Here is a 26,036-nt window from a genome sequence, read left to right on the forward strand (position 1 = left end):
GCAGGGCGCCAACAGCTCGGGAGGCGGCGTACGTTTACAGCTTCAGTCTGTTAAGTCCACGACGAATGCCCTGGTCCAGACCAGCCTTGATGATCGGGCCGATCAGCGGCAGTTTGCCTTCAAACTCGATGGTGTAATCCAGCCGGCTGCCGCCCGTACCGGTGTCGGAGAAACGCATCACACCCTTGTGATTCTTCAGCGGACTGCCTTTGGTGATCGTGTACTCGATCAGTTCGTTGGGCACGACCCGGGTAACGGTTTCGTGGAAGGCCGGAGCGATCAGGATTTTCATGTTACGGGTGGAGCCCACTCCGTTGGGGCTGTCCTTGCCTTCCTTGATACGCTGAATCTTGGCCGGGGCGAAAATCAGCTCCAGGTTTTCGTGGTCGCTGAGAAAGTCGAACAGCTTGTCCACGGAAAAGGGGAAGGTTTTGGAAATCTCGATACGTTGCATGCTGGCTCCACATTAGCTCTGGCCCGAACCGGGCCCTATACAGGCTGTTGATTCTGAACGCTGGCCATACGGTCGCAAGGTTAGTTCGGGCCATAGCAGTGTGTCGGTGTTCGGGGCGATGTTCAGGTTGGACATCCGTTGGCCAGCCAACGGGTAATAACGGCAGCGCTTTCTTCACGGCACAAGCTGGCGGACTGCCCGGCCCATAACGGGGAGCAATCGCCACTGCCAGCGGCTTCTGTCGCAGCCCGCAGGGGCCCGATGGCATTGCCTGCCAGCGGAAAAGCGGGCGCCTGTGGCGGGAAATGACCAAGCTCTTCCATCAAACGATTCACCATACCGCGCGCTGGGCGACCGGAAAACGCGGTGGTCAGTGCGGTATGCCTGGCCCGATCACTTTGCAGCCAGGCGCGGTGAACCGGTTTGGTGGTGGCTTCCGGGCACAGCAGATAGGCGGTACCCACCTGAACGGCATCGGCGCCAAGACTAAACGCCGCACTGACCCCTTGCGGGGTGGCAATCCCCCCTGCGGCAATGACCGGGACCGTCACGGCCTCGCGCACCTGTGGAACCAACGCCAGTGTGCCTTGCTGCCGTGTCAGGTCGTCACTGAGAAAATGACCGCGGTGACCCCCCGCTTCAAGCCCCTGGGCAATGATCGCATCGGCGCCGTGATGCTGTAGCCATAGCGCTTCTTCCACTGTGGTCGCGCTGGAGATGACTTGCGCACCGCAGGCCTTTACCTGCTCCAGCAGTCCTTCTGCGGGCAGGCCGTAGTGAAAGCTCACCACCGCAGGCCGAAACTGTTCGATCAGACTGGCGGCATCGGCATCGAAGGGTTTGCGGGACGGGCCTGTCGGGATGTCGGCAGGGTTGACGTCATAGGTCTGGTAAAGCGGCCCCAGGGCACTGGCCCAACGTGCTTCGCCTTGCGGGTCATTGTCAGGGGCGGAATGGCAGAAAAAATTCACTCCCCATGGGCGGCGGGTGGCTTGTGCCAGGGCGCCAAGCTGCTCTTCCAGCTGTGCGGCAGACAGCATGCCTGCGGGCAGCGACCCCAGCCCTCCGGCTTCGCTGACTGCGGCAGCCAGCCGCCAATCCTGTACCCCGGCCATGGGGGCCTGGATGAGGGGTAAATGTGTGCCAGTAAAACAGGGCATGTGGACTCCGCAGTGGCCTGAGACTAAGGCGACCTTACCGTGATAGCCGCGCGTTTGTCAGGAGCCTGCGGAACATTTTGCACTTTTCGGGCGCGCTCGATGTGCCTGCCAATGGGGCGATAATTATATGAATTAAAAGGGTTTTGTGCACATAAAAGGCGCGAGGGCACCGTGCTGGTGCCTGCGAAACAACGCTGCCATACCGGTGAGTATGTATGCTTTGTGAATATGGTTCATTTAAGTGAATGAAATTCAAAGGAAAGAGAATAACCCCGCTCTCACTTATCTGCTTGTGGCATATGGATTGCCTTCACTGGTGTCGTCTTTTTCCAAGGACGCCAATTAACGAGTGATAGAGAGGGTAACAATGAATATGCCTGACAGCATTTCACCGAAGGGGATCATATCGTCACTACTATTGTCTGGAACACTGGCGCTGGCCGGGTGTGGAGGTGATTCCTCTTCTGACCCGGCTGCTGATGAAACGCCAACGGCGAAAACGACACCTGATGCCGTGTTTAGTGGTGAAGCAGCGGATCCTTCAGCGATGGGTCCCTATGCGGTTGCCGAGCACGAGTACGATTTCGGCACCATGGATCTTTACGATGACAAGCGTGACTACACCTACCAGAGCACGCTGCACGGCTACATCCATTACCCGGAAGCCAGTACAGAGCCGGCACCGGTAGTTCTGCTTCTTCATGGGCGCCATGGTACCTGTTACAGCGGCTCCTGGGGCATGCCTTATGAGGAGTGTGAAGATCCCATTCCCAGTTACCGCGGCTATGAGTACCTGTCCCGTAACCTGGCAAGCCATGGTTATGCGGTGATTTCCATCGATGCAAACTATGTGAACGCCAACGACAGCGGCCCCAGCAATGGCGATGCTGGCGCCTTGCAACGTGCGCAGCTGGTAGTTCGGCATCTGGACGAATTCCGTACGGTAAATACCTATGGCGGGTTTGGCATGGATGATCTGGTGGGCAAGCTGGACATGAGCGCCATCGGCATCATGGGGCATTCACGTGGTGGTGAGGGTGTGAACAAGACGGTTTCGTACAACCGTGACCAGGCCGAGCCCCATAACATTGTTGCGGTGTTTTCGCTGGCGCCGACAGATTACAACACCCTGACGGTGAACAATGTGGCGTTCGCTGCATTGGCAGGATACTGCGATGGCGATGTGGAAGACCTGATGGGGAACTTTGCCTTTGATACCTCACGTTATGCCATGCAAAACGATATGTACCCGAAGTTTCAGTTGATCCCGATGGGCGCAAACCACAATTACTACAATACCAAATGGGCAGACGCCGAGCTTGAAAGCCGCCCTGATGACTGGAGTATTCTCGACTCCGAGCAGACCGATCCCCACTGTGGCACCGCGGTGGCCGACAGCGGGCGCGATACCCGTGAGGTACAGAAAGCGCATGGCCTGTTCTTCATGGCGTCATTTTTCCGTACCTTCGTTGGTGGTGAAACGGAGTTTGCCAGTTACTGGAATGGCCAAACCACGGTACCAGGTAATATTTGTCCCGATGGCGTAGGGCCCTGTGATGACCGCTATCTGCTGAGTATCCATGCGCCTTCGGCAGAACGCATGGTCATTGATGACACCCTGGATGCTGCCAGCCTCTTCATCAATAACCTGGGCGGCAACGTGACTTTCGACGGTTTCTCCGATTTTGGGGTGTGCCAGACCAATGGGCGCCCCGGTGAAGGCTGCGCGGTTGCCGAGCCCACGTTCAATACCGCAGAGCAGGTTTATATGACCTGGGATGCAGCGGCGACCTACCGTACCGAGTTGCTGGGGGTGGATGTCACCGACTATCAAGTGCTGTCGTTGCGGGTGGGTGTGTCTCACGGCGATGAAGACAATCTGGGCGGACAGGATTTCACCATTGTGATGGAAGACCTGGATGGCAACAGCGTGTCGGTACAGGCGACGGATTACAGCGAAGCATTGTTCTACCCGCCTGGGCGGGATTTTGATGACGATGGTTCGCGTAAAACGGTGCTCAACGGTGTTGATATCCCGCTGACGGCCTTTGCAGGTATCGATTTCAACAACGTCAATGCCGTGTCACTGGTGTTCGATCAGACGCCCGCGGGCAGCATTCAAATGACCGATTTGTTGCTGCAGCGTGTCGAGCGGTAATGCCAAAAGAAAAATAACAGGTAACCCATAACACTTGCATGCCCCTTGCCACTGGCAGGGGCATGATTTTCGCAATGTCAGCGGTGTGCTTCCGGCATGCTTATGACGGGCTTTCGAGGTGACGCTTCAGGGTTTGCAGATCTGCAACCACTGCGTCGTGATCTGCCTGAAACTGCTGATCGTCCATGTCGTCACGGCGAAACAGGGTAAAGGTGCATTCGCTGCCGTCGCCATTGGGCACCACGCGCAGGGGGTTGTACACCACCTGCCCGTCGTCCATTTCTACCGAGTGATCCATCACCCCATAGGCATTGCGCTCAGCGAAGCGGATTCGTGCCTGGCCGAACGGGGCCTGTGCAATCCAGATGTCGCCGTCCTGCACCAGTTCCGCCTGGGTAAGGCCGGCTGCCCAGAGCGGCAGATTTGCCGGGTTTGAGGCAAAGTCGTACACCTGCTGTGCGGCGCACTGGATCGACACGCTGAGGTGAATCACCGGCTTCACGGTGCGCTGCCTTCCTTGTGGGTGTCGTCAGAGGGTGCCGGGGCGCTGGCCGGCGCCCGTACGGTCGCCTGGCCGATCCCGCGGGGATCGCTTGCCGCGGTCAGTTCGTTGCTGTCGGTTCGCCACAGGATGGCATGCATATCGCCATAATCCCGGCCGGTAGAGACGACCTTGTGGCCCAGCAGCATCAGCTGTTTGGCTTCCTCGCTGCCGACAAACGCGGGTTCTGCCTGAACTTCATCGGGCAGGTACTGATGGTGATACCGCACCCTGCCCACCCAATCATCGACGGGCTGGTTATTGGCCGCTTCCAGCACACCGAGCATGACCATGGAAATGATGCGGCTGCCACCGGGGGTGCCGAGGATGGCAATGCGATCGTCGAACTCCACAAAGGTGGGCGTCATGGAGGACAGCGGGCGTTTGCCGGGTGCGATGGCATTGGCCTCGCTGCCGACCAGACCGTAGGCATTGGGGCTGCCAGGCTTGGCGGAGAAATCATCCATTTCGTTGTTGAGCAGGACGCCGGTGCCGGGGGCCACAAAACCGCTGCCAAATGGCAAGTTGATGCTGAGGGTGGCGGCGACCCGGTTGCCCTCGCTGTCGAGTACCGACAGGTGGGTGGTGTGGGTTCCCTCATCCACGCCAACCGGTTTGCCCAGACTACTGCTGGGGGTGGCCTTGTCGAGAGTGATGCTGGCGGCGCGCTGGCGGGCATACTCCGTGCTCAACAGCTTATCCACAGGCATATCCACAAAGTCGGGATCGCCCAGATAGCGGGCCCGATCCTGATAGGCTCGCCGCATGGCTTCGATGGCGATGTGTGGCGTCATGTCGCCGGTATGCCCGTCGTTGAACTGGCTGATGATGTTGAGGGCGTTGCCCATGACAATGCCCCCGGAGGACGGTGGCGGTGCCGAAACGATGCGTGCGCCCCGAAAGTGGCTGACCGTGGGGGTGCGCTCTACCACCGAGTAGTTGGCGAGATCATCCAGTGTCCAGATGCCGCCGCCCTGCTGAACCCCCTCGACCAGTTGCCGGGCAACGTCTCCCTGATAGAAGCCGGCCTTGCCGTTGTCCGCAATGGCCGTGAGCACGCGGGCCAGATCAGCCTGTTTGATCACATGGCCAGTGGGCGGCACCTTGCCGTTGTGCAGGAAGATGGCCGCGGCGTCCGGGAACCGGTTGAGCACCTCTTCACGGTAGCCGGCCAGCTTGCGGTAATGGGGGTCGATGGCAAAGCCGTCCCGTGCCAGCGTGATGGCGGGCGCCAGGGTGGTGCTGAGCGGTAGCCGCCCATAGCGGCTGGCCAGATGCACAAAGGCAGCCGCCTGGCCGGGAATGCCAGCGGCGCTGGGGCCATTCACCGCCCAGTCACGCATGACCTTGCCGTCCTTGTCCTGATACATGGTGGCGGAGGCGGCGCCCGGGGCGGTTTCGCGGGCATCCACAAAGGTCTGGAACTGGTCGCTTTGACGATGCAGCAGCCAGAAACCGCCACCGCCCATGCCCGCGGAATAGGGCTCGACCACCGCCAGGGCGGCGGCGACGGCGACGGCGGCGTCAAAGGCGTTGCCGCCCTGATCCAGGATCTCCAGGCCGGCCTCGGTGGCTAACGGATGCGCACTGGCCACGGCATTTTTGCCCGGGCCTGCGGCCTGGGCGGTCAGCGTGAGCAGCAGCAGTAGAGGGATCAGGTAGCGCATGGGGGTTCCTCCTTGAAGGCCGGTGTTGGTGAGCAGTGTCCGGCGTTGTTGTTATGCCTTAGTTGAAAGTTAAAAGGTTAAAGGTGAAACGCGGTGTTGGTCTTTGTGTTCTTGGACGCCCTGCCCGCGTCCCCCGCTAAGGGAGAGGGTAAGGCGCTCCAAAGCCCAATCACCAAGCCTGCGCTTTTGAACTTTTAACTTTGAACGGCTATTTCTGCCGCGCCTTGCGCTTCTCTTCCAGCGCGTCTGCCACCAGCGGTGGGACGAAGTTGCTTACATCCCCGTCCAGCAGGGCGATCTCGCGGATCAGGGAGCTGGAAATAAAGGACAAGTGTTCGGCGGGGGTGAGAAACACGGTTTCCAGATCCGGGGCCAGTTGGCGGTTCATATTGGCCAGCTGGAACTCATATTCAAAGTCGCTGACGGCGCGCAAGCCCCGTAGCAGGATGTTGCCGCCCTGCTCTTCACAGAAATGCGCCAGCAGTTTGGAAAAGCCGCAGACCCTGACATTGGGCAGGTGGGACAGCACCCGCTGTGTAAGTTCGACCCGTTCTTCAAGGGTGAACAATGGCCCTTTCTTTTCGCTGGCAGCAATGCCGACCACCACTTCATCGAACATCTTGGCAGCCCGTTCCACCAGGTCCAGGTGGCCATTGGTAATAGGATCGAAGGTGCCGGGGTAGATTACGCGGTTGGTCATAGGGGAATTGCCTCTCTGTCTGCAGGATCCATGGCGGGACAAGGTCCGCCATTACCGTGGCGCAAGGATACCCCAAGCGCCGGCTGCCGTGCAGGTCTGTGGGTGGGTGTCGTTTTGGGCGGGGGGTAATGCGCGCATCGGRGGGGGCGCCCAGGCGTGGTGGGGGGCGAGTGGAAATGACAAAAATGTGACGATAAAACTGGTTAACAGGTCACAAAATGTCACGTTTTGTGCTTTTCCTGTAAGCAATATCCTACAAAGAATTAAGCGATTTCCGTGTTGTTTTGCCTTGCACAATTGGTCAGATTTTGATCCGTTGATGTGAAACTTTCTTCATCCCCAAATAACGGCCGCTTGTCGCCCCAAGGTTCCCTGATCCCGTTTGGGAGGACTAGCGTGAGAAGCAGATCACTGATGAACAGAGAAGTAGAGCGAAGGGAGTAAGGGCTTGCTCCCACAGGGCAGAAGGAAAGTATCACTCCATGGATGTGAATAACAATGAAGCAGCAGCGACTTGGTTTTGTAGGTTTAGGGGATGACACGGCCAGTGCCTGTTTATCCATGTTGAAGATCATGGACGGGCGCTCAGGTATCTCGTGGAGTCTCAGCGATCCGGATGCGGCCGATGTGTTGATGGTCGCCAACGAAAGCACCGATGAAACCCGACGCTGGGAACACACCAGCAAGCCCCGGATTGTGGTTTACCACCACAACGAACCCAAACCTTCTGCCTCCCACGTCTTGCAACATCCTTTCCGTGTCATGCAGCTGCTGAGTGTCCTTGAAGATGTTGCCAGTCTGCTTGCTCCCACCCAATCTCAGACACCGCTGAAAACGGACTTGCCCCCTTCCAGTATTCAGGCGGGCGCAGAAGCCGCTGACGTGGGAGAGTTCTGGGACAGTCTACATGAACTTCTTTATGGAGATTTTCCTGCCGCAGCCCACTGGTACGTGGCGCAAAGCGATGAAGGAGAATTGTGGCTGGATGCCCGCAGTCGTCGTTTCATGGCAGACCCGTTGTTGCTCAAGCGGATGATGCATCACAACATCCGCCCCGGGGTACTGCGGGCCTGTAATGCTCCTGCTACCGAAGGTGCTGTGGCGTGCTCGTTGTTTGCCATGAGCTGGATGATAACACCGCATCTGCCCGCGGGGCTCTCATCCTGGATCAGTGCGGACAGCGCCTTTCAGCTATTGCGCTGGCCAAGCTTTGGCAGCCTTGCCAAAAGCCGTTCTGATCTCACCCTGTGTGCCTTGTTGACGAAGAAAGCGCTTACTCGCGATCAGGTGCTGTCGCTTTCTCAGGCGGCGGAAGATGACACGGACCGTTTTATCAATGCCTGTGCCATGAGCGGCCTGATGCGTTACGACAAGGCGGATTTGCAAACGTTGCCGGGCGTCTCGGCAGAGGCTGCGGGGAGCCGTTTCGGCGGGCTGATCAAGGGACTGCGTAGTCGACTGGGGTTGAGTGCATAGCGATGACCGAAGGCGAGTTCAAAATTATTTTTACCGGGCCCATGGGCGCAGGCAAGACAACGGCGATAACGGCGCTGAGTGACCAGGAATGTGTCTCGACAGATGTGGTCAACACCGATCTTGAACAGTGCGACAAGGCGCTGACGACCGCCGCCCTGGATTACGGCCATATTGATATCCCCGGTGCCAGCGGAGTGCGTTTATACGGCACACCAGGTCAGGAGCGTTTTCGCTTTATGTGGCCAATTCTGGCCAGCAATGCCGCAGGGGTCATTGTGCTTCTGAATGGCCAGCATCCCGATCTTGACGAACACCTGTCGACCTTTGTTGATGCCTTTTGGGAAGGCGGCCGGATGCCGATGGTGATTGGCGTGGGGCGTCTCTCTGATGATGACTTTTTCACCATTGATGCCATTACCGAGGCGCTGGTTGAACGCAACATCAATCCGCCGGTTCTGTCAGTGGATGTGAGAAGGAAAGACGATGTGCTGCTTCTGGTCGAAGCACTGCTTTGTCAGATTGAAGTTAACGAACTGGGGTTGGCGGAAGCATGAAAGCAGGATCCGTTATTAGTAAAACAGCGGTTGGTATTGCCGAAAAACAGTTACAGATTTTCAGCAACAGTACGCCAGGGGTTACCTCTGCGGTGCTGTTGAGCAGTGACGGTTTCGAAGTTGCTGCATTGCAGGTGGACAAAAAGAGCGCCAGCCGCCTGGCGGCCATGGGGAGTTCTCTGGCCGCCATTAGTTCCGCTATCGCCAAGGAGGCGGGTATTTCCGAGTGCAGTCGTCTGATCGTGGAATCGGACGAAGGCGTCGTGGCGGTTATGAAAGTACCGAATCTTGAACCACCCATGGCACTTGCCGTGGTGGCCAATGATGCCTCTTTGCTTGGGCAGCTTCTTTGGGGAGCCAAAACCTGCTGTGAAGAGTTAAGCAAGAAACTGGGTAACCAATCCTGAATCTACGTAGAAAAAAGCCTTTCTTTAGGAGAAGTATTATGGCGAATGTAAAAGACAGCATGGCGGCCCTGTTGGAACCCGATGGTGCAATGTGTACCGCTATTGTGGATGCCAACAGCGGTATGGTTCTGGGGCAGCAGGGGACGGGTCTGGATCTGGAGCTGGCTGCCGCAGGTAACACCGAAGTGGTGCGTGCGAAGATGAAAACCATGAAGTCTCTGGGTCTGAACGACAAGATCGAGGACATTCTGATTACCCTCGGTACCCAGTATCACATCATCCGACCGGTGTCTTCGAAGGAAGGGTTGTTCATCTACTTGGTGCTGGATAAGGCCAAGTCGAATCTGGCACTGGCTCGTCGAGCCTGTCAGGAAGTGGAAAACTCGCTGGAGCTGTAAGTTTTCTGTCTCGTGTTACCGCCGGCACTCCCATGCCGGCGGTTCTTTTTTCGGGATGTCTTGGCATCGCCGGGACGCACACAGGTCCGCGCCCGGACCGCTATTTGCCCGCCAATGATAGTAACGGTCAATTCTGATCTTTTTGGTAACCCGCCCTGCCTGACAATTCGCTGACTTTTCTGGTGTCTGCCAAGTTTGGCTTCTAGGTTGGAGCCAACTGTGAATGCATACCAAGGAGTTCAGCATGGCCGCCACCCAAAGTGAAATGGCACACGATAATGCCGTGACGGGATTTGCCCAGGCACAACAGACCGGCACAAGCAGTGAGGAAGCCCTGGCGATTTTCGATGCACTGGAGCCGGTGGAGGCCGATTTCATGCTGGGGGCGTGGAAAGGGGAAGGTTTTGAGACCGGCCACCCCATGGACGGTATGCTTGAGCGTTGCCATTGGCACGGCAAGCGTTTCGACACCACCGAGCATGTGCACCCGCTGGTATTTCGCAAACGTAACGGCGAGCTGTCCAGCGTCAAGCCGCTGCTGGCCATGCCAGGCCTTGGCCTGCTGGACAAGCTCACCTTCCTGAAAACCGATGCCGCAGGGGCCATGTTCCAAACCCTGATTCCCCTGCTGTCCGGCAACAAGTCTGCTGCCCGTCTGCGCATGACCACCTACCGCGGCAAGCCCACCGCGACCATGGTGTACGACAACCTGCCCATCAATGATGTCTTTCGCAAGGTGGATGACAATACCGTGCTCGGCATCATGGACCTGAAAGGCATGAAGCAGTCTTTCTTCTTTGTGCTGCGTCGCGACAGCTAATGCTCGCGCTGCGTGCAGCACAAAAAGTGCTGCACGCAGAGAGTCAGCACCCCGTCCGTGTCCGGGTGCACCAACCCGTGCTGTTTCATGTAGTCGCTGCTGGCCCGTGTATCGAACCGGGTTGTCTGAATGAAGTGCAAGGCTTCCGGCCAGGTATTCATTAACCGTGGTAACCCGGGCAACCGTAACAATCCTCTCAATAGTGGTATCGGCATATAGTGGCGGGGCGGTTTACGTCCCAGTGCTGCCGCACAGTGTTGCAGGAGCCCGCCCAGTGATGGCGTGTTTGGATCCAGCGCGAGCAGTCGTGCAGGGGCCTGTGGGTCAACACAGGCAAGGGCGATAAGCTCGGCGAGCCCGTCCACGCAGACCAGCGGCAACCAGTGGCATTGACTCCCCGGGATCATGGCCAACCGGCCGGTGTGCAGGTTGGCAATCAGCTGGTAAAGCGGTTGCTGGGGGTCCAGTTCTCCGCGTTGGCTGTGACCGGACACCGTCGCCGGCTGGATTTCTACCATGTCCAGCGGGTGTTGACGGGCAAACTCCCGTACCCGTATGGCCGCTTCCAGCTTGCTGGCTTCGTAACCGCCAGCCCGCGTGTAGACACTGGGCCATTCGGTCTTTCCTCCAGGTTGGGTATCGATCCCCAATCGAGCCAGATGCGCGTGGTTTTCGAGCATGAAACCACTGATGAACACCAGCCGGCATTGTTGTTGTCTGGCCAGTTCCGCTACCGCCAGGCTGCCCGCCACGTTGGTGCGCCGGGCTTCTGCCATGGCGAGCTGCCAGGCAAACCGGGCGCCCAGATGTACGATCGCGGACAGCGCGGGTAACGGGCCCTGCAGCCCCAGCGAGGTCTCGTCCAGGTCGCCTTTTACGGCGCTGAGTGCGTGTTCGTCACCCCCAAGCTGGCGAATCTGTTGCTTCAATGTGGGCAGTTGTGTGGTCGGGTCCCGCAGTAGCGCAACGACATGATGCTGTTGGCTCGTCAGTGTGGCGCAGACATGGCGGCCAATAAAACCGGTGGCACCGGTAACCAGAATGGTCATTGGGTCAGGCTCCTTGCAGTGTGTGATGGGTGGGGTCTGTTGTCACCCTAAAGGCTGGAGTAAGCTCCAAGGTCAAGCACGACCTTCAGCCACTGAGACAGGGAGGGTGTCCGATGCGAATTGCCGAGTTGGAAGCTCGCACCGGTGTAAGCCGGGATACGCTTCGCTATTACGAAAAGGAAGGACTGCTGCAGGAGGTCTCTCGCAGCGGCAATAACTACCGGGATTATCCGGAAAAGGCGGTGGAGCGGGTGGCCATGTTGACCCAACTCAAGGGGCTGGGTTTCACCCTGCGGGAAATTCGCGACGTGCTGGATGCATTGCGGGCAGACAGTATCAACTGTGCTGAGGGGGCGAGGTTGATGGCGAGCAAGCGGGCGGCCGTGAAGGCGCGAATCCGCGAACTCAGACAGCTCAGCGCTCTGCTGGGCAAAGAGCAAGCGCGGCTGGAGCAGCAGGCCCGTGAGCATGGGCAGGCCATTCATGAATAATCTGCCCCCCTCGGGTTTTGCTCCACAATATACGTTGCGTGAGCGTTGGCGGATGCTGTTGCTGACGTTGCTTTGGGCGGTGCCGTTATTGTTGCTGACAACAAAAATTTTCCTGCCCTGGTTCGACGCGGTTGTGCCCCTTGCCCACTGCCATGAATACCTGGGTATCAATGGATTGACGCTGGTGATCTATGGCGTGTTAGTCGGCTTGCCCGCTTCGCTGGTGATCGTGGTGGTGTTGTTGGAAGGGCGACGAAGCTGGCGCACCTGGCGGCTCGGGCAGTTCCCCCTGCCAGGAGAAAAGGTGTTGCGCCCGACCCGTTATGTGTACGGCCGGCGGGCCCGTTTGCGCCCGGCGTTGTTTTTCATGGTTGTGTTGTTGGTGTGCGGTTTGTCGGCGCAAGGCTGGGTGTGGGCAGGTAATCTTCTGCCAAAATTGACGCCGGATTTGTCCGTGTGTTTTTCGGGGATCGCGAGATGAGGACAACATGAGCACAGCACAGTGGGTGACGGTGTTGGTGGTGATTGGCTTGGCCCCATTGGGGTTGGCGCTGCTGGGCAGTGGTATTGCCCGGTTGAAAGGCACACGGCTGGATGCCGCCGAAGCCGAGCCCTGTTTCGTGGCGGGTGTGGATATCAGTGGTGTGCTCTACACGCTGTTCATGTGCCACTGGCTGATGATTTTCACGGCCCCGATCGGTGTCGGGGGTGTGATCTGGGGTGCGGTGGTGACGTTCTGGTAGGGGTTGCCGGTCCCGTCGGGTGAAGGCCCTTTGCGGTGCCCTTTGGGCTCTGAGCCTGCCGGGCCCCGGAGACAAGGCGCGGGGCGTTGTCTCCGGGGCTTGCCGGTAAACGCGAGTCACACGCTGAGTGCTTCCGCCAGTCGTGTCGCGTTGCGGGCACTGATGCCGTAGATGGTGAGCTGTGGGTTAACCCCGAGGCTAGTGGGGAACACCGATCCATCAATGACGTACAGGCCATTCAGGTACTTGTAGCTGCCGTCACTGTTAACGGTGCAGTGGCTGTCATCCTGCCCCATGGTTAAGCCTCCCATCACATGGGCGCTGCCCAGGCCGGTAATGGTGGGCGCATAGTCCAGGCTGGCTATGCCGGCTTTGGCTTCCTTCCAGCTTTTGTAGTACGGGGCATCGTGGTGCCCTGGCCGAACCTGTTTGGCGCCCGCCGCAAACTGCATTTCCAGCATGGTCAGATGGGCACGTCGGGTGCCGTCGAGCAGGTAGTCATTCACCGGGTAGTCCAGCAGCGGCTCGCCATTGTCCCGCAGTTCTACACGGCCGCCCTGGCTGTCTTCATGGAAGCCGTCGCGAAGCAGGGCGATGGACGCGGCCAGGTTGGGCAACTGTTCCGCCTGCTGTCGTGCATCGATGCCGTAACCGCCGACCAGCGCCGTATTCAGGCCAGGATGCATGGGCATCATTTCCAGCTTGTAGCCTGCCGGGCCATCGACTCCATGCTTGAAGACAAACTCATCGGAGTACATGGATTGCGGGGCACCGTAGTAAGGAGCGATTTCCTTGTCGTAAATGCCGTAGGCAAAATTGGTGGGGTGCAGGAAGGTCCGTGTGCCGACCAGCCCCTTGGGGTCCGGCGCCTCAGAGCGTAACAGCAACGCCGGGCTCTGCATGCTGCCACCGGCGGTGACCACGGCACGGGCCTTCAGGGTGACCGTGGCGCCAGTGGGCTGTTTGTCGTTTTGCAGGGGATGGACGATCACCCCGGTGACCGTGTCACCCTCAATCACCAGCTGGTGTGCCTGGGCGCTGTGGATCAGGGTAGCGCCTTGGTTGAGCGCTTCCGGAAGGGTGGTGACCAGCATGGACATCTTGGCATTGGTCGGGCAGCCCATGCCGCAGTAGCCGATGTTCCAGCAGCCGCTCACATTGCGGGGGATCACATCCACATGCCAGCCCTTGGCATCGCAACCGCGCTTGAGCACATCGTTGTTGGCGTTGGGGGGCATGATCCACTTTTCGATGTTCAGGCGCTGCTCCATTTTGGCAAACCAGGGATCCAGGGACGCCCGGTCGAGCCCGTCCACGCCGTAGCGATCGCGCCAGAAATTCAGGGTTTCGTGAGGGGTGCGGAAAGAACTGGTCCAGTTGACCACGGTGGTGCCGCCCACTGCCCTTCCCTGCAGGATGGTCATGCCGGCATCCTTGGTGGCACGCATGGCGCCTTCCTGATACAGGTCGCGGTAGGCCTCGCCTTCGTCCATGTTGAACTGGTCAGAGGTTTTCAGCCGGGCGGCCTCGACGATGATGACCTTCAGGCCTTGCTGGCTGAGAATTTCGGCGCTGACCCCGCCACCGGCACCACTGCCGATAATGACGACATCGGCTTCCAGGGTGCGGTTGTCGTGAATGGTTCGGCCGTCGATCACGTCCCAGCCATTGGCGGCGGGGTCTTTCCACGGATCGGACACCTTGATCGGGAGAGAACTGAGGTCCTGCATGGCTAATCCTTGTTATTTGGCTGGCAGACAATCAGGCAAGTATTTTCTTTGGCGGGCCGGGGTAGCCGGTGCTGCGCGCGGCCTCCGGTTTCACATACCAGGCCATGTGCATTGGCTGGGTAAGGCCCTTGAGGGCCATGCGGGCAATGCTGTTTTCCTTGGCTGACCAGTCGGCCAGGGTCTGTTGCAGTTGCTCGTCACTTTGCTCGGCAAAGCTTGCCCAGGTGCCGGTCAGAAACCAGCGGGCGGCGCCCAATTGCAGCAGATCCAGTAACTGGAACAAGGTCGCCCGTGTGCCGGGCATGGCGCCTTCCAGAAGATCGTCATAGGCCTTCATGCCATCTTCGGCAGACGCGTTGACCGCGGCCAGCGCCGGGCCCATGACCACGCCAACCAACGGGGTGAGCAGTTCGATGTCTTGCTGACGAAAGTAGCGGTAGCCCGTCGCTGGGCCATCATTGCTGGCGCAGCCACTCAGCAGGGCGAGCCCGGAGCCGGTGGCGAGCATGGCGCTGCCAAAGGCGCCCAATTTGAGGAAGCCGCGACGGTTGATTCCCTGATCCATAGCGCACTCTTGTTTGTTGTTAGTGTTGGTAGTGGAGACCAGCTTTGAATAAATCCACAGGACGAACAAGCCATAAACGGTTAATAACAAGGTGAAAAACGTCACCCCGGGTGCGCCGGGATGACGTGGTGTCCTGCGGTCGGCTCCAGGATTATTTCAGCATGTGCTTGAACATGAACTTGTGCATGCCCCGGCCATAAGGCGGCAGGATAAACCTGGTGGCGTTGAACTTGCCCTTCTTGTAAATCCCTTTTGCCTTGGAGAAGGTCTGGAAACCTTCCGGGCCGTGGTAGGCCCCCATGCCGGAGGGGCCGATACCGCCAAACGGAATGTCATCCACGCCCACATGCGAGATGGTGTCGTTGAGGCAGACGCCACCGGAATGGGTGTGCTTGAGCACCTGGTCGCAGTTGTCCTGGTTCCAGTCGAAGTAGTACAGCGCCAGCGGACGGGGGCGGTCGTTGACGTACTCGATGGCCTCATTGAGTGTCTTGTAGGGCACGACAATCATCAGCGGGCCGAAGATCTCATCTTGGGCAATGCGCATGTCATCGGTGACATTGAGCACCATGGTGTGAGGGATCTTCTGGCTGCCGGTGAAATCTTCGTTGGCAGGGTTGATCTCGATCACCGTGGCGCCTTTTTCGCGAGCCTCCTGAATGTAGCCTGTGAGGCGGCTGTGCTGACGCTCATTGACGATGGCCGTGAAGTCCGGGTTGTTCACCATGGTCGGGTACGACTGCGTCACCTGGGCTTTCCAGGCCTCGATGAATTCATCCATGCGATGTTCCGGGCACAGAATGTAATCCGGGGCGACACAGGTCTGGCCGGAGTTCAGGCACTTGCCGAAGGCAATCCGTTCAGCGGCGTCCTTCATGGGGAAATCCTGGCCGATGATGCAGGGGCTCTTGCCGCCCAGTTCCAGGGTCACCGGCGTCAGATTATTGGCGGCGGCACGCATCACATGTTTGCCCACCGCGGTGGAGCCGGTGAACAGCAGATGGTCGAAGGGCAGCTGGGAGAAGGCCTGGGCCACGTCCACTTCACCGTTGATGACGGCGACCTGGTCTTCCGGGAACAATTCGCCAATCAGCTTTTCCAGCAGCGCGCCGGTGCGGGGAGTGGCTTCACTCATTTTCACCATCACCCGGTTGCCGGCGGCGAGCGCCGTGATCAGCGGTACGACGGCCAGCTGAATCGGATAGTTCCAGGGCACCATGATGCCCACCACACCCAGCGGCTGGTATTCCACCCAGGTCTTGCCGGGCCAGCTCAGGGCGCTGACATGACGCTTGCTGGGCTTCATCCACTTGCGCAGTCGCTTGGTGGTGTACTTCAGGCCTTCCAGGGTAATCATGATCTCGGCCAGCTTGGTCTCGTCCACCGCACGGTTGGTGAAATCCGCGCTGATGGCATTGGCCCAGGCATCCTGGTGGTCCACCAGCATGGGGCGAATGCGGCTGATCAGGTCAATACGCTGTTCGGCAGTGGGATAGGGATGCTGGCGGTAGGCCGCCTTCTGGGCATCAAAAATGCGCTGCATGCGCTGGATTTCAGTATTGTTCTGCTGCAGTTCTTTCACTTCGGCGACCATGGTCTTCGCCTCCCGAGTTCAATTGTTGTGACTGTTTTGTATAAGATGGCTGCCGGTAGCCCACTGCAAAGTCCGGTTCGCTACCGCCTAAAAATTAATCTTGAATCGATTTTTAGAGTAATTACTCTAAGAGTCAACAGCGCTTCTGTAAACGTCGACCTTTGGCCCATAATGACCAGCACTAAAGACCGTATCCTCGAAACCAGCCTGGCCCTGTTCAACCAGCAGGGAGAACGCAACGTGACCACCAATCACATTGCCGAGGCGCTGGGCATCAGCCCGGGCAACCTGTACTACCACTTCCGTAACAAGGGAGTGATTGTGGCGGGGTTGTTCGACCGCTATCAGCAGCAGTTGCTGCAACTGCTCGAAGCGCCCCAGGGACCGCTGAGCTGGCGGGTGAAGGTGTACTATTTCGAAGGGTTGCTGGCGGCCATGTGGCAGTACCGCTTTTTTCACCGGGACCTGTCCCACTTCCTGCAGGCGGACCCACAGCTGGCCGCCAGCTACCACCGTTTTGTGCAGGCGGTACTGGTTCGCGGGACGGTGATTTACGAGGAATTGCGCAGCAGTGGCATTATCGAGGTCGATGACGAACAGCTGCAGGGGCTGATGGTGAACACCTGGATCATCATGTCCACCTGGGCGGCGCTGGTGCACGGTTTGCGCCCGGATGCGGCCAGCGATGAAGCCCTGGACGAAGGGCTGATGCGCCACGGCATCTACCAGATTATCTGTCTGGAAGAGCCTTTTCTGCGCGGTGAGGCCCGTGACCATCTTCAGGAGATGAAAGACCGTTACCGCTCGGCGGACAGCACCATGCAGCTGTTGATGGGGTTTCCCATGGAGCTTGCCGGGGAAGAATGAGGCCGGGTGTGGCGGCGAGCGCGGCTTGCGGCCGCCGCGCTCGCACGGTTCAGTCGGTCAGCCAGCTGACCTTGCCCTGGCACACGGTGAGCTTCACATTGCCTTTCAGTACCGCGCGGCGCCACGGCGAGTTGTTGCCGGCGGATAGCCAGTGTTCGCCATAATCCTTGCGACTTTGCGCATCCACCACACACAGGCTGGCCGGGCGACCGGTTTCCAGCTGACCTGCCTGAATACCCAGGCAGCGTGCCGGCGCGGCGGTGACTGCATCCAGTGCCCGGGTCAGGCTCAGCTTGCCCTCGTCCACCAGTTCCAGTACCAGTGACAGCAGGGTATCCACGCCAGCCATGCCTGGCCGGGTTGCCGGGAACGGTGCCGCCTTGCTGGACGAGCCGATCGGGGTGTGCTGGGAGCAAATGGCGTCGATGGTGCCGTCGGCGACTGCCTCCAGCAGGGCTTCGCGGTCCTGGGCACTGCGCAGCGGGGGGATCACGTGGCAGTAGCTGTTGAAGCCTTCCAGTGCGGATTCGTCCAGCAGCAGATGCTGAATGCTGACATCGGCCGTTACCGGCAGGCCCTGCTGCTTGGCTTCACGGAGCAAGCGCAGGGACTGACGGCTGGAAATCTGTTGAAAGTGCGCACGCACCCCGGTGGCTTCCACCAGCAGCAGATCCCGGGACAAATCGACGCTCTCAGCGATGGCCGGGATGCCGGGCAGCCCCAGACGGGTGGCCACGGGCCCTTCATGGGCACAACCGCCGGCACTGAGGGCCGAGTCCTGTGGGCGGAACATGACGGGCATATCGAAGGTGGCGGCATATTCCAGGCAGCGTTTCAGCACCAGGGCGCTGGCAATACGGCGCCCGGCATTACCGGCAGCAATACAGCCCGCCTTGGCCAGGGTGGCCATTTCCGCCAGCTGTTCACCCTGCAGCCCCTGGGTCATGGCCGCGATGGGCATAATGCGGGCAAAGCCCGCCTGCCCGGCCTGTTCGCGAATCAGGCGCACCACCGCAGTGGAATCGACCGGTCCGCAATCGGGCTGGGCCGCCATGTGGGTAATACCACCGGCAGCGGCAGCGCGGGTTTCGCTGGCGATGTCGCCAGTGCGACCACTGCCTGGCAGCGACAGGTGCACACAGGCATCCACCAGACCTGGCAACACCCAATGGCCGTCCGCTTCAATAATGTCGGCACCGGGGGCGTCGAGACTGGCGCCGATACGTGTCAGGCGCCCGTTTTCGATCAACAGGTCAGCCACATCATCGCGACCAGAGGCGGGGTCGATCACCCGACCTTTGCGGATCAGGATATTGGCCTTAGCTGCCATGGGCGCCTCCTTGTGCGGCCACGCTGTCCTGACCGCTGATCGCCATGGACATGACCGCCATCCGCACGGCGATCCCGAAGGTGACCTGGTTGAGAATCACCGAGCGGGGGCCGTCAGCCACCTCTGACGCGATTTCCACCCCCCGGTTGATGGGGCCCGGGTGCATCACGATGGCGTCCTCTTTGGCGAATTGCAGTTTGTCGTTGTTGAGCCCGTACAGCCGGAAGAATTCCCCTTCACTGGGCAGCAAGGCAGAGTCCATGCGCTCTTTTTGAAGGCGCAACATGATGACCACATCTACCTCTTTGAGGCCCTGGGCCATATCGGTAAAAACAGTGGCGCCCAGGGCTTCGGCATCCACGGGTAACAGGGTTTTGGGGCCGATCAGGCGGACTTCTTCGGCCCCCAGCGTATTCAGGGCGTGGACCTGGGAGCGGGCCACTCGGGAGTGCAGGATATCGCCGACAATGGCCACCTTCAGGCCGGCAAAGCCGCCCTTGTAGTGACGAATGGTGTACATGTCGAGCATGGCCTGGGTCGGGTGGGCATGGCGCCCGTCGCCGGCGTTGATCACGGCCACATTGGGGGTGACCTCGTTGGCGATAAAAAACGGTGCGCCGGAATCCTGGTGGCGCACTACGAACATGTCGGCGGCCATGGCTTCCAGATTGCGCAGGGTATCGAGCAGGGTTTCGCCCTTGCTGGTCGCCGACTTGGCAATGTCCAGGTTGAGTACGTCCGCGCTCAGGCGCTGGGCAGCCAGCTCGAAGGTGCTGCGGGTACGGGTACTCGATTCGAAGAACAGATTCACCACGGTCTTGCCGCGCAGCAGCGGCACCTTCTTGATGGACCGTCCACCCACATCGACAAAACTGGCGGCGGTATCAAGGATGTCTTCCAACAGGGGACGGGGGAGGTGCTCGGTGGTGAGGAAATGGCGAAGCTTACCGTCGTCGGTAAGTTGTACGCGGGAGGATGGCGCAAGCGTCATTCGGAGGCCTGTTATCAGTTTCCTGGGCCACCGTGCCGGTGGCAGTTTTTTCGCAAGACAAGGCGCCGTGAGCACCGTGTAGTTATTCTACATAAGTGAACGGCAACACCGTATTGCGGAAAAAGGGACCCGGCCCTTCGGGTTGTGCCGTAAATAGCGCCATGCCGTGTTGCTCGTCGTTCATTTGGATAAACCAAACATCACTCCTCGCGCCTTGCCTGGCGCTATTTACGGCGCAACACGGCGGCCCAGGAAACTGATAACAGGCCTAGGCCATTGTGTCTCGTATCTCCGCCACAAGGGGGGCGGGCCCGCGTAATTCTACCCGTTGATGGGGGGGCAATGCCAAAGTTTCGCCACAAATATCGGCACGAATCGGCAATTCCCGGTGGCCGATATCAAACAGCACTGCCAGGCTGATGGACGCCGGGCGGCCAAAATCGAACAGTTCATTCATGGCTGCACGTATGGTGCGGCCGGTCATCAGCACATCATCCACCAGCAAAATGTGCTGGCCATCCACATCAAAGGGCAGCTTGGAGGGGGTGACTGTGGCTTTCAGGCCCCGTGTATCGAAGTCGTCCCGGTAGAAGGCTGGATTCAGGGTGCCCATGGGCAGCGGCTTGGCCAGTTTGTTGTTCAGTGCGGTGGCGACCCAGGCGCCGCCGGATTCGATGCCTACCAGCAACGGGCTGCGGCCGTGAAAGTGGGCATCAATGGCTGCGGCCATGCTGCTGAGGTGTGTCTGCAGTTGTTGTTCGTCCCAACTCAAGGGGCTCTCCAGAAAATCGATACTGACGGTAGGTGCCATGCTCGTATGGCGAAAGACAAGCATGGCCTCTGTTGTGCAAAGAATAAAGCCTGATCAGGCGCGAGTTGCGAGATACGGGTTTTGAAAGGCAAAGCCTTCCTCCCGAACGGTGGGACCGGTGGTTCCACTGCGAACAAAGGCACGAGCGGGACCATAGCGGTCGAACGACCGCTCCCACTCTATCGCCTAGCGTCTGTGAGCGGCTGCAGGACCCCCAAGGATCTCCCGCAGCCACCCTCATCCCTAACCATCCGATCAAACCCTTCAGTTTTTTGGGATGGGAGTCACCCGGTCCCTCACGGTAAGTTTTGTACAGTGTTGAAACTTGTGCCGTCTGAACGGCTCCAACCAAAGACGGGACGACGGTGAGGGAAAGGGAAGCAGGATGCCAATACGCAATGACCGTACACGCTATGGATGGCTCAGCATTGGCCTGCACTGGCTGGTGGCCGCCACAGTGATCGGCCTGTTTGCGCTGGGCCTGTGGATGGTGGACCTGGGCTACTACGACCCCTGGTATCGCACCGGCCCGGATATCCATCGCAGCATTGGGATTCTGTTGTTTGCGGTCATGCTGGTGCGATTGCTCTGGCGATGGTTATCCCCTCCCCCGGCATCCCTGCCAACCCACCAGCGCTGGGAAACCCTGTTGGCTCATCTCGCCCATTGGGCCCTGTACCTGTTGTTATTTGTGGCGATGGTTAGCGGTTACCTGATCAGCAGTGCGGATGGTTCATCGGTGTCAGTGTTTGGCGGGTTTTCGGTACCCTCCCTTACCGGGCATCAATCCGGGCTGGAAGACATCGCAGGCGATATTCATGAAGTCGCTGTCTGGAGCCTTATCGTGTTGGCGGGGCTGCATGCCCTGGCCGCGCTCAAGCACCATTTTCTTGATCGTGACGATACCCTGCGCCGTATGCTGGGGCTGTCGCCGCGACACCCAACCCCGTCATCACCTGGAGAGTCACAATGATGGTAAGTCTGATGAAAAAAGCGGGCCTGGCCACCGCCGCCCTGATGCTCAGTACCCTGGCTTTTGCCGAACCTGGCGGCACCTATCAGTTCGACAAGAAAGGCGCACACCAGTTTGTCATGTTCAAGATTTCCCACCTGGGTTACAGCTGGTTGTATGGCCGCTTCAATGACTTCAATGGCACTTTCACTGTGGATGCTGACAATCCGGAAAAAAGCAGTGTCCAGGCCACCATCCAGACCGCCAGTGTCGATTCCAATCACGCCGAGCGTGACAAGCACCTGCGCGGTGACGACTTCCTGGATGTGGACAAGTACCCCACCGCCACCTTCCAGAGCACCAGCATTGAAAAAACCGGCGACAAGACCGCCAAAATCACCGGTGACTTCACCCTGCACGGCGTCACCAAGCCGGTGACGTTGGATGCCAAACTCATTGGCTACGGCGATGATCCCTGGGGCGGTTACCGCATGGGCCTGGAAGCCAGTACCACACTCAAACTGGCCGACTTCGGCATCACCAAGAATCTTGGCCCGGCCTCTGAGAGCGTAGAGATCATTATCTCGGTGGAGGGGATCAAGAAGTAACAGGGCTTCTGCTACGGCGGAGATTGGCTCACGCCAATTTCCGCCCTACGCCAACTGCTAGACCGGCTGGCCGCCCTCGCTCCAAAACCCTTCGGCAATAATCACTGCTGCCATGGAGTCCACCCGGCTATCAGCTTTTTGAATGCCGGTTCGCTCGCGCGCTTCACGAGTCGTGAGACGCTCATCCACCAACCAGACCTTCATGCCAAAGCGACCCTTCAGGCGGCCGGCAAATTTCTTTGCCCGGGCAGTGGACTCACTGTCAGTACCGTCCATGTTCAACGGCAAGCCCACCACCAGCGCCTCAGGCTCCCATTCTTTCAACAGGGCAGCGATGTCATCCCAGTTGGGTTGGGTGTTTTTGCAAGGCAGGGCTTTCAGGGGCGAGGCGGTACCCAGCAGTTCGTTACCACAGGCCACGCCGATTTTTTGTGTGCCGTAATCAAACGCCAAAATCATGAGGAGCAGTGAACAGTTAACAGTGAATAGTGAATAGTTGCGCGACAACTGATCCGTGTTTTTGTCAATCTATCCGTCGCGCACACGCCAAGGCCGCGGCCTGCCGCCTCGGGAAAAGAAAAAACCGATCTCGCGTCACTGTTCACTGTTAACTCTTCACTATTAACTGCTAGCTGTGTCCTGCCTGGGTTGCAATCAGGCTCATGTCGACGCCGATACGGGCGGCGGCGGCATGCCAGGTTTGTTCAAAGGGGGTGTCGAGGATCAGTTCGCGGCTGGCGGGGGTGCTGAGCCAGGCGTTTTCGACCAGTTCCTGTTCCAGTTGTCCGGCTTCCCAGCCCGCATAGCCCAGACACACCAGTGACTGCTCCGGGCCTTCGCCGATGGCGATGGCTTCGAGGATGTCGCGGCTGGTGGTGAGCATCAGGCCATCGCTGAGCAGGATGCTGGACTGCCAGTGGGTGCTGGCCGCGTGGAGGATGAAGCCGGCTTCCTGTTGTACCGGGCCACCGGCCACGACGCGGTGTCGTTCAGACGGCGGCACTTCGATCTCGATATCCATGTCGGCAAGAATATCGCCGAGACTGATCTGCACCGGGCGGTTGAGGGTCAGCCCCATGGCCCCCTCGCTGCTGTGCTCAACGATATAGGTTACCGAATGCTCGAAGTTGGGGTCGGCCATTTGCGGCATGGCCACCAGCAACTGGTGTTTCAGGGTTGTCTCGTCCATGGGGACAGTATCCGGCGCCGCGGGAGGAGCTGCAAGCTTCAAGCTACAACGCGGGGAAGCATCCGGAGCCATTCCGCAACCGCACGCGCCGCGCCGCGGCCATGTGCCGATCTTTGGACATTGCAGCGCGGAGCCCCAATCTTGCAATCAACTCCGCCCGGCTTTCGTGTTGTAGCTTGCCGCTGTTACTTCGACGAAACCCGCCGGTTACTGTCGAATTTCCAGGTGCGGATGATTTCCAGTACATCCATGTTCTGGCGCATTTCGGCGCTGAACGGATCGAAGGGAGCGGCCAGGCGCACACTCTGCACGGCGGCCTGGTCCAGGAACTTGTGGCCGGATGACTGGAGTACGCGGGTTTCCTTGATGCTGCCGTCCTTGTTCAGTGCCACCAGCAGGCGCACGGCGCCAAAGGTTTTGCTGTTGAGGGCCTGGGGCGGGAAGTGGCGGGTACCCATGGCTTCCACTTCGCGGCGGAAGGTATCGATGTACTGAGCTTCATAGTGCGCTTTGGCGGAGACCGAGGTCAGGCGGCGGATGCGCGGGCGCTTGGCGTAGGCCTGCTTCTGCTCGGCCAGGCGCGCTTGCAGGCTGGCGATCTCCCGGCTCAGGTCCGCCAGGTTTTCCTGTTCGGCCACTTTCAGCGGCTTTTTCTCTGTCTTGTCTTTTTGCTCGGTGTTGATCTTGTAGTCGCTGTCGCGCTGGGTGGTGATGACCAGCAGTTGCGACTGACGCTGGTACTGCTCGGTGGTGGTCTGCTCCTTGAGCTGTACATTTTCGAGCTTGTTATCGGCAAAGTCGGCCTGCTCAGTGGTGGTTAGTTCCTGCTTGTCGGCCTGGTCACCGGAGCCTTCCTGGTTGCTCTGGGCGATAAAGTCCGCTTCGTCCGGGGCGTTGTCGCTCTGGAACTGGGCGAGGGTCACTTCCAGGGTATGGGGGGCGGCGCGCTGTTTTTCCGGGGCGAAATTGACCCCGAAAACAAGGATGCCATGGAAGGCCAACGCCAGAAATACCGTGAAGGTGAGGCGGTCGTTGGCGCTGACGGGGGAATTGGCTGCCATGAGTGTGTCTTATCGCTACTGCTTTTTAATTATTGATCATGCGAGCGGCTATTCTGGGTGTCGCGGGAGTCAGTCTGCAAGCGATGATGCGTTGAACTTAGACGCAGGTCGAACGATTGCAGGAAGGGCGCCGTCAGGCGCCTTCACGTAACTCCAGCAGGGTGTCAAACAGCTGCCCGGCAATATTGATATCAAAAATGGCATCCAGCTCGCGGATGCAGGTGGGGCTGGTGACGTTGATTTCGGTCAGATAGTCGCCGATAACGTCCAGCCCGACAAAATACAGCCCCTTGCGTTTCAGGGTTGGCCCCACCTGTTCGCAGATCCAGCGGTCACGGTCGGTGAGCTCGCGGCCCTGGCCGGTACCCCCAGCGGCCAGGTTGCCTCGCAGCTCGCCTTCCTTGGGAATGCGTGCCAGCGCATAGGGTACCGGTTCGCCGTTGATCATCAGGATGCGCTTGTCGCCATCCTTGATTTCCGGCACGAAACGCTGGGCCATGATCGGGGTCTTGCCATGCTGGGTCAGCACCTCGATCACTACCGAAATGTTGGGGCTGTCCTTGCGTACCCGGAAGATATTGCTGCCGCCCATGCCATCCAGCGGCTTCATCACAGTGTCACCGAATTCCCGTACAAAATCGCGCAACAGGCCGGCCTGGCTGCTGACCAGGGTGGGGGCGCAGCACTGCGGGAAGTCGGTGGCGAACAGTTTTTCGTTGCTGTCGCGCACGCTGCCGGGGCGGTTGACGACCAGTACACCCTCGCGCTCCGCTTTCTCCAGCAGATAGGTGGCGTAGATGTATTCCGTGTTGAACGGCGGGTCCTGGCGCATCAGGATAATGTCCAGATCGGCCAGATCGTGATTCACGGCATCGGCCATACGGTACCAATCGTCGTTATTGTCAGTGACGGTCAGTGTCCGGGTGGCAGCAAAGGTGCGACCATCGCGCACATACAGATCGCCTGGCTCCATGTAGTGCAGGGACCAGCCGCGGCGCTGGGCCTCCAGCATCATGGCAAAGGTGCTGTCTTTCCAGGGTTTGATCTTGGCGATGGGATCCATCACCACGCCGATGCGCAGGCTCATGGGGTCTCCACTGGGACGGGAACGGGGCTGGCCAATCTTAGCAGCGCTGAAGGGTGTTCGCTACGCATGCAGGAACAGCCCGCTTTCTCAAGTTTCACAGGGCCTTATAGATTGATTGTAGAATCTGTGTTAAAAACTTCGCTTGGGTTGATAATGCCACAGGCCCCGCCCATCGAATTACTAAAAAGGCCAAAAATTACAACAAGTTGCGGCCAATTACGGTTCACGGTTAAAGGCAGTTTCCATGACTGACAATTTCCAAGACCTCAAGGTAATGGTGATCGACGATTCCAAGACTATTCGTCGTACCGCTGAGACCTTGTTGAAAAAAGCAGGTTGTGAAGTGATCACCGCCACCGATGGCTTCGATGCCTTGGCCAAAATCGCGGACAGCAAACCCAGTATCATTTTTGTGGATATCATGATGCCGCGGCTGGATGGTTATCAGACCTGCGCGCTGATCAAGAACAACAGTGCCTTCAAGTCCACCCCGGTGATCATGCTGTCCTCCAAGGACGGTCTGTTCGACAAGGCCAAGGGCCGCATCGTGGGTTCCGACGAATACCTGACCAAGCCGTTCTCCAAGGACGAGCTGCTTGGGGCAATTCGTCAGCATATATCAGGTTAAGCGGC

Annotated in this window: 29 protein-coding genes; 13 read left to right on the forward strand and 16 right to left on the reverse strand. The window is 59.0% G+C overall.

The annotated features are described in order from the left end of the window. Positions 1-34: 34 nt before the first annotated feature. Positions 35-454 carry an SRPBCC family protein gene (locus D4A39_RS08765; RefSeq protein WP_022985979.1) on the reverse strand — a complete coding sequence of 140 codons (420 nt, stop codon included), beginning with the start codon at positions 452-454 and terminating at the stop codon, positions 35-37. A gap of 122 nt (positions 455-576) precedes the next feature. Continuing rightward, positions 577-1,614 carry an NAD(P)H-dependent flavin oxidoreductase gene (locus tag D4A39_RS08770; protein WP_119917904.1) on the reverse strand — a complete coding sequence of 346 codons (1,038 nt, stop codon included), beginning with the start codon at positions 1,612-1,614 and terminating at the stop codon, positions 577-579. Positions 1,615-1,981: 367 nt separating this feature from the next. Between D4A39_RS08770 and D4A39_RS08775 the strand changes: the two genes are divergently transcribed. Beyond that, entirely contained in the window at positions 1,982-3,772 is a 1,791-nt protein-coding gene (locus tag D4A39_RS08775; RefSeq protein WP_233552445.1) for an alpha/beta hydrolase family protein, read from the forward strand. Between the two features lie 100 nt (positions 3,773-3,872). Here D4A39_RS08775 and D4A39_RS08780 read toward each other — a convergent pair whose 3' ends face one another. The 3 genes from D4A39_RS08780 to coaD form a co-directional block, all read right to left on the reverse strand. Beyond that, complete coding sequence (locus tag D4A39_RS08780) at positions 3,873-4,274, reverse strand: SRPBCC family protein (protein WP_022985982.1); 402 nt, start codon at positions 4,272-4,274, stop codon at positions 3,873-3,875. Beyond that, positions 4,271-5,980: a gamma-glutamyltransferase gene (ggt, locus tag D4A39_RS08785; RefSeq protein WP_119917906.1), complete on the reverse strand. Its 1,710-nt coding sequence runs from the start codon at positions 5,978-5,980 to the stop codon at positions 4,271-4,273. The genes D4A39_RS08780 and ggt overlap by 4 nt, the downstream gene beginning before the upstream one ends. Before the next feature lie 208 nt (positions 5,981-6,188). Then, positions 6,189-6,680, reverse strand: a complete 492-nt coding sequence (gene coaD / locus D4A39_RS08790; protein WP_119917907.1) for a pantetheine-phosphate adenylyltransferase — start codon at positions 6,678-6,680, stop codon at positions 6,189-6,191. Between the two features lie 498 nt (positions 6,681-7,178). On the opposite strand from coaD, the gene D4A39_RS08795 reads away from it, so the two are divergent. From D4A39_RS08795 to D4A39_RS08815, 5 genes are all read left to right on the forward strand, one after another. Continuing rightward, on the forward strand, positions 7,179-8,156 hold the full coding sequence (locus tag D4A39_RS08795) for a hypothetical protein (RefSeq protein ID WP_022985985.1): 978 nt from the start codon (positions 7,179-7,181) through the stop codon (positions 8,154-8,156). Between the two features lie 2 nt (positions 8,157-8,158). Beyond that, the gene (locus tag D4A39_RS08800) at positions 8,159-8,710 is read left to right on the forward strand and encodes a GTP-binding protein (protein WP_119917908.1); all 552 of its coding nucleotides are present in this window, start codon (positions 8,159-8,161) and stop codon (positions 8,708-8,710) included. Continuing rightward, a complete protein-coding gene (locus D4A39_RS08805) occupies positions 8,707-9,117 on the forward strand; it encodes a roadblock/LC7 domain-containing protein (protein ID WP_022985987.1) in 411 nt (136 codons plus the stop codon). Before D4A39_RS08800 ends, D4A39_RS08805 begins: the two co-directional genes overlap by 4 nt. 38 nt (positions 9,118-9,155) lie before the next feature. Then, on the forward strand, positions 9,156-9,515 hold the full coding sequence (locus tag D4A39_RS08810; RefSeq protein ID WP_119917909.1) for a hypothetical protein: 360 nt from the start codon (positions 9,156-9,158) through the stop codon (positions 9,513-9,515). A gap of 244 nt (positions 9,516-9,759) precedes the next feature. Next, positions 9,760-10,335, forward strand: coding sequence for a DUF4334 domain-containing protein (locus tag D4A39_RS08815; protein WP_199699435.1), 576 nt, complete (start codon positions 9,760-9,762; stop codon positions 10,333-10,335). On the opposite strand, the gene D4A39_RS08820 is transcribed toward D4A39_RS08815, so the two are convergent. Next, positions 10,332-11,384, reverse strand: coding sequence for an NAD-dependent epimerase/dehydratase family protein (locus D4A39_RS08820; RefSeq protein WP_119917910.1), 1,053 nt, complete (start codon positions 11,382-11,384; stop codon positions 10,332-10,334). The two genes, D4A39_RS08815 and D4A39_RS08820, sit on opposite strands and share 4 nt — an antisense overlap. Positions 11,385-11,497: 113 nt before the next feature. Between D4A39_RS08820 and D4A39_RS08825 the strand changes: the two genes are divergently transcribed. From D4A39_RS08825 to D4A39_RS08835, 3 genes are read left to right on the forward strand one after another with little or no spacing between them, the layout of a single operon-like run. Beyond that, positions 11,498-11,875: a MerR family transcriptional regulator gene (locus D4A39_RS08825; protein WP_022985991.1), complete on the forward strand. Its 378-nt coding sequence runs from the start codon at positions 11,498-11,500 to the stop codon at positions 11,873-11,875. Then, positions 11,868-12,356, forward strand: coding sequence for a hypothetical protein (locus D4A39_RS08830; protein ID WP_147393900.1), 489 nt, complete (start codon positions 11,868-11,870; stop codon positions 12,354-12,356). Before D4A39_RS08825 ends, D4A39_RS08830 begins: the two co-directional genes overlap by 8 nt. 7 nt (positions 12,357-12,363) lie before the next feature. Then, entirely contained in the window at positions 12,364-12,618 is a 255-nt protein-coding gene (locus D4A39_RS08835) for a hypothetical protein (RefSeq protein WP_119917912.1), read from the forward strand. A gap of 116 nt (positions 12,619-12,734) precedes the next feature. Here D4A39_RS08835 and D4A39_RS08840 read toward each other — a convergent pair whose 3' ends face one another. The 3 genes from D4A39_RS08840 to D4A39_RS08850 form a co-directional block, all read right to left on the reverse strand. Continuing rightward, positions 12,735-14,348, reverse strand: a complete 1,614-nt coding sequence (locus tag D4A39_RS08840) for a GMC family oxidoreductase N-terminal domain-containing protein (protein WP_102790616.1) — start codon at positions 14,346-14,348, stop codon at positions 12,735-12,737. A 31-nt stretch (positions 14,349-14,379) separates the two neighbouring features. Beyond that, positions 14,380-14,913 carry a hypothetical protein gene (locus tag D4A39_RS08845; RefSeq protein ID WP_022985995.1) on the reverse strand — a complete coding sequence of 178 codons (534 nt, stop codon included), beginning with the start codon at positions 14,911-14,913 and terminating at the stop codon, positions 14,380-14,382. Positions 14,914-15,064: 151 nt separating this feature from the next. After that, positions 15,065-16,507: a coniferyl aldehyde dehydrogenase gene (locus tag D4A39_RS08850; protein ID WP_022985996.1), complete on the reverse strand. Its 1,443-nt coding sequence runs from the start codon at positions 16,505-16,507 to the stop codon at positions 15,065-15,067. A 171-nt stretch (positions 16,508-16,678) separates the two neighbouring features. Here D4A39_RS08850 and D4A39_RS08855 point away from each other — a divergent pair, with 171 nt between their 5' ends. After that, positions 16,679-17,374, forward strand: coding sequence for a TetR/AcrR family transcriptional regulator (locus tag D4A39_RS08855; protein WP_022985997.1), 696 nt, complete (start codon positions 16,679-16,681; stop codon positions 17,372-17,374). 49 nt (positions 17,375-17,423) lie between these two features. Here D4A39_RS08855 and D4A39_RS08860 read toward each other — a convergent pair whose 3' ends face one another. The 3 genes from D4A39_RS08860 to pyrR form a co-directional block, all read right to left on the reverse strand. Continuing rightward, a complete protein-coding gene (locus D4A39_RS08860; RefSeq protein ID WP_022985998.1) occupies positions 17,424-18,704 on the reverse strand; it encodes a dihydroorotase in 1,281 nt (426 codons plus the stop codon). Then, complete coding sequence (locus D4A39_RS08865) at positions 18,694-19,695, reverse strand: aspartate carbamoyltransferase catalytic subunit (protein ID WP_022985999.1); 1,002 nt, start codon at positions 19,693-19,695, stop codon at positions 18,694-18,696. The genes D4A39_RS08860 and D4A39_RS08865 overlap by 11 nt, the downstream gene beginning before the upstream one ends. Positions 19,696-19,963: 268 nt before the next feature. After that, positions 19,964-20,530, reverse strand: coding sequence for a bifunctional pyr operon transcriptional regulator/uracil phosphoribosyltransferase PyrR (gene pyrR, locus D4A39_RS08870; protein WP_119917913.1), 567 nt, complete (start codon positions 20,528-20,530; stop codon positions 19,964-19,966). A gap of 361 nt (positions 20,531-20,891) precedes the next feature. On the opposite strand from pyrR, the gene D4A39_RS08875 reads away from it, so the two are divergent. Together D4A39_RS08875 and D4A39_RS08880 are read left to right on the forward strand one after the other, a co-directional pair. Continuing rightward, positions 20,892-21,479, forward strand: coding sequence for a cytochrome b (locus D4A39_RS08875; RefSeq protein ID WP_022986001.1), 588 nt, complete (start codon positions 20,892-20,894; stop codon positions 21,477-21,479). Continuing rightward, positions 21,479-22,066 (forward strand): YceI family protein, encoded by a 588-nt coding sequence (locus D4A39_RS08880; RefSeq protein WP_233552456.1) that lies wholly within the window; start codon positions 21,479-21,481, stop codon positions 22,064-22,066. The genes D4A39_RS08875 and D4A39_RS08880 overlap by 1 nt, the downstream gene beginning before the upstream one ends. A 57-nt stretch (positions 22,067-22,123) precedes the next feature. On the opposite strand, the gene ruvX is transcribed toward D4A39_RS08880, so the two are convergent. The 4 genes from ruvX to gshB form a co-directional block, all read right to left on the reverse strand. Then, positions 22,124-22,525 (reverse strand): Holliday junction resolvase RuvX, encoded by a 402-nt coding sequence (ruvX, locus tag D4A39_RS08885; protein WP_119917914.1) that lies wholly within the window; start codon positions 22,523-22,525, stop codon positions 22,124-22,126. Positions 22,526-22,694: 169 nt separating this feature from the next. Continuing rightward, positions 22,695-23,255: a YqgE/AlgH family protein gene (locus tag D4A39_RS08890; protein ID WP_022986004.1), complete on the reverse strand. Its 561-nt coding sequence runs from the start codon at positions 23,253-23,255 to the stop codon at positions 22,695-22,697. Positions 23,256-23,440: 185 nt separating this feature from the next. Beyond that, a complete protein-coding gene (locus D4A39_RS08895) occupies positions 23,441-24,316 on the reverse strand; it encodes an energy transducer TonB (protein WP_119917915.1) in 876 nt (291 codons plus the stop codon). A 133-nt stretch (positions 24,317-24,449) separates the two neighbouring features. Beyond that, positions 24,450-25,403, reverse strand: a complete 954-nt coding sequence (gene gshB / locus D4A39_RS08900; RefSeq protein ID WP_102790610.1) for a glutathione synthase — start codon at positions 25,401-25,403, stop codon at positions 24,450-24,452. A gap of 244 nt (positions 25,404-25,647) precedes the next feature. Here gshB and pilG point away from each other — a divergent pair, with 244 nt between their 5' ends. Further along, a complete protein-coding gene (gene pilG, locus D4A39_RS08905) occupies positions 25,648-26,031 on the forward strand; it encodes a twitching motility response regulator PilG (RefSeq protein ID WP_022986007.1) in 384 nt (127 codons plus the stop codon). Positions 26,032-26,036: the final 5 nt, after the last annotated feature.

The sequence above is a fragment of the Alcanivorax profundi genome, from assembly GCF_003597125.1.
Lineage (GTDB): Bacteria > Pseudomonadota > Gammaproteobacteria > Pseudomonadales > Alcanivoracaceae > Alcanivorax > Alcanivorax profundi.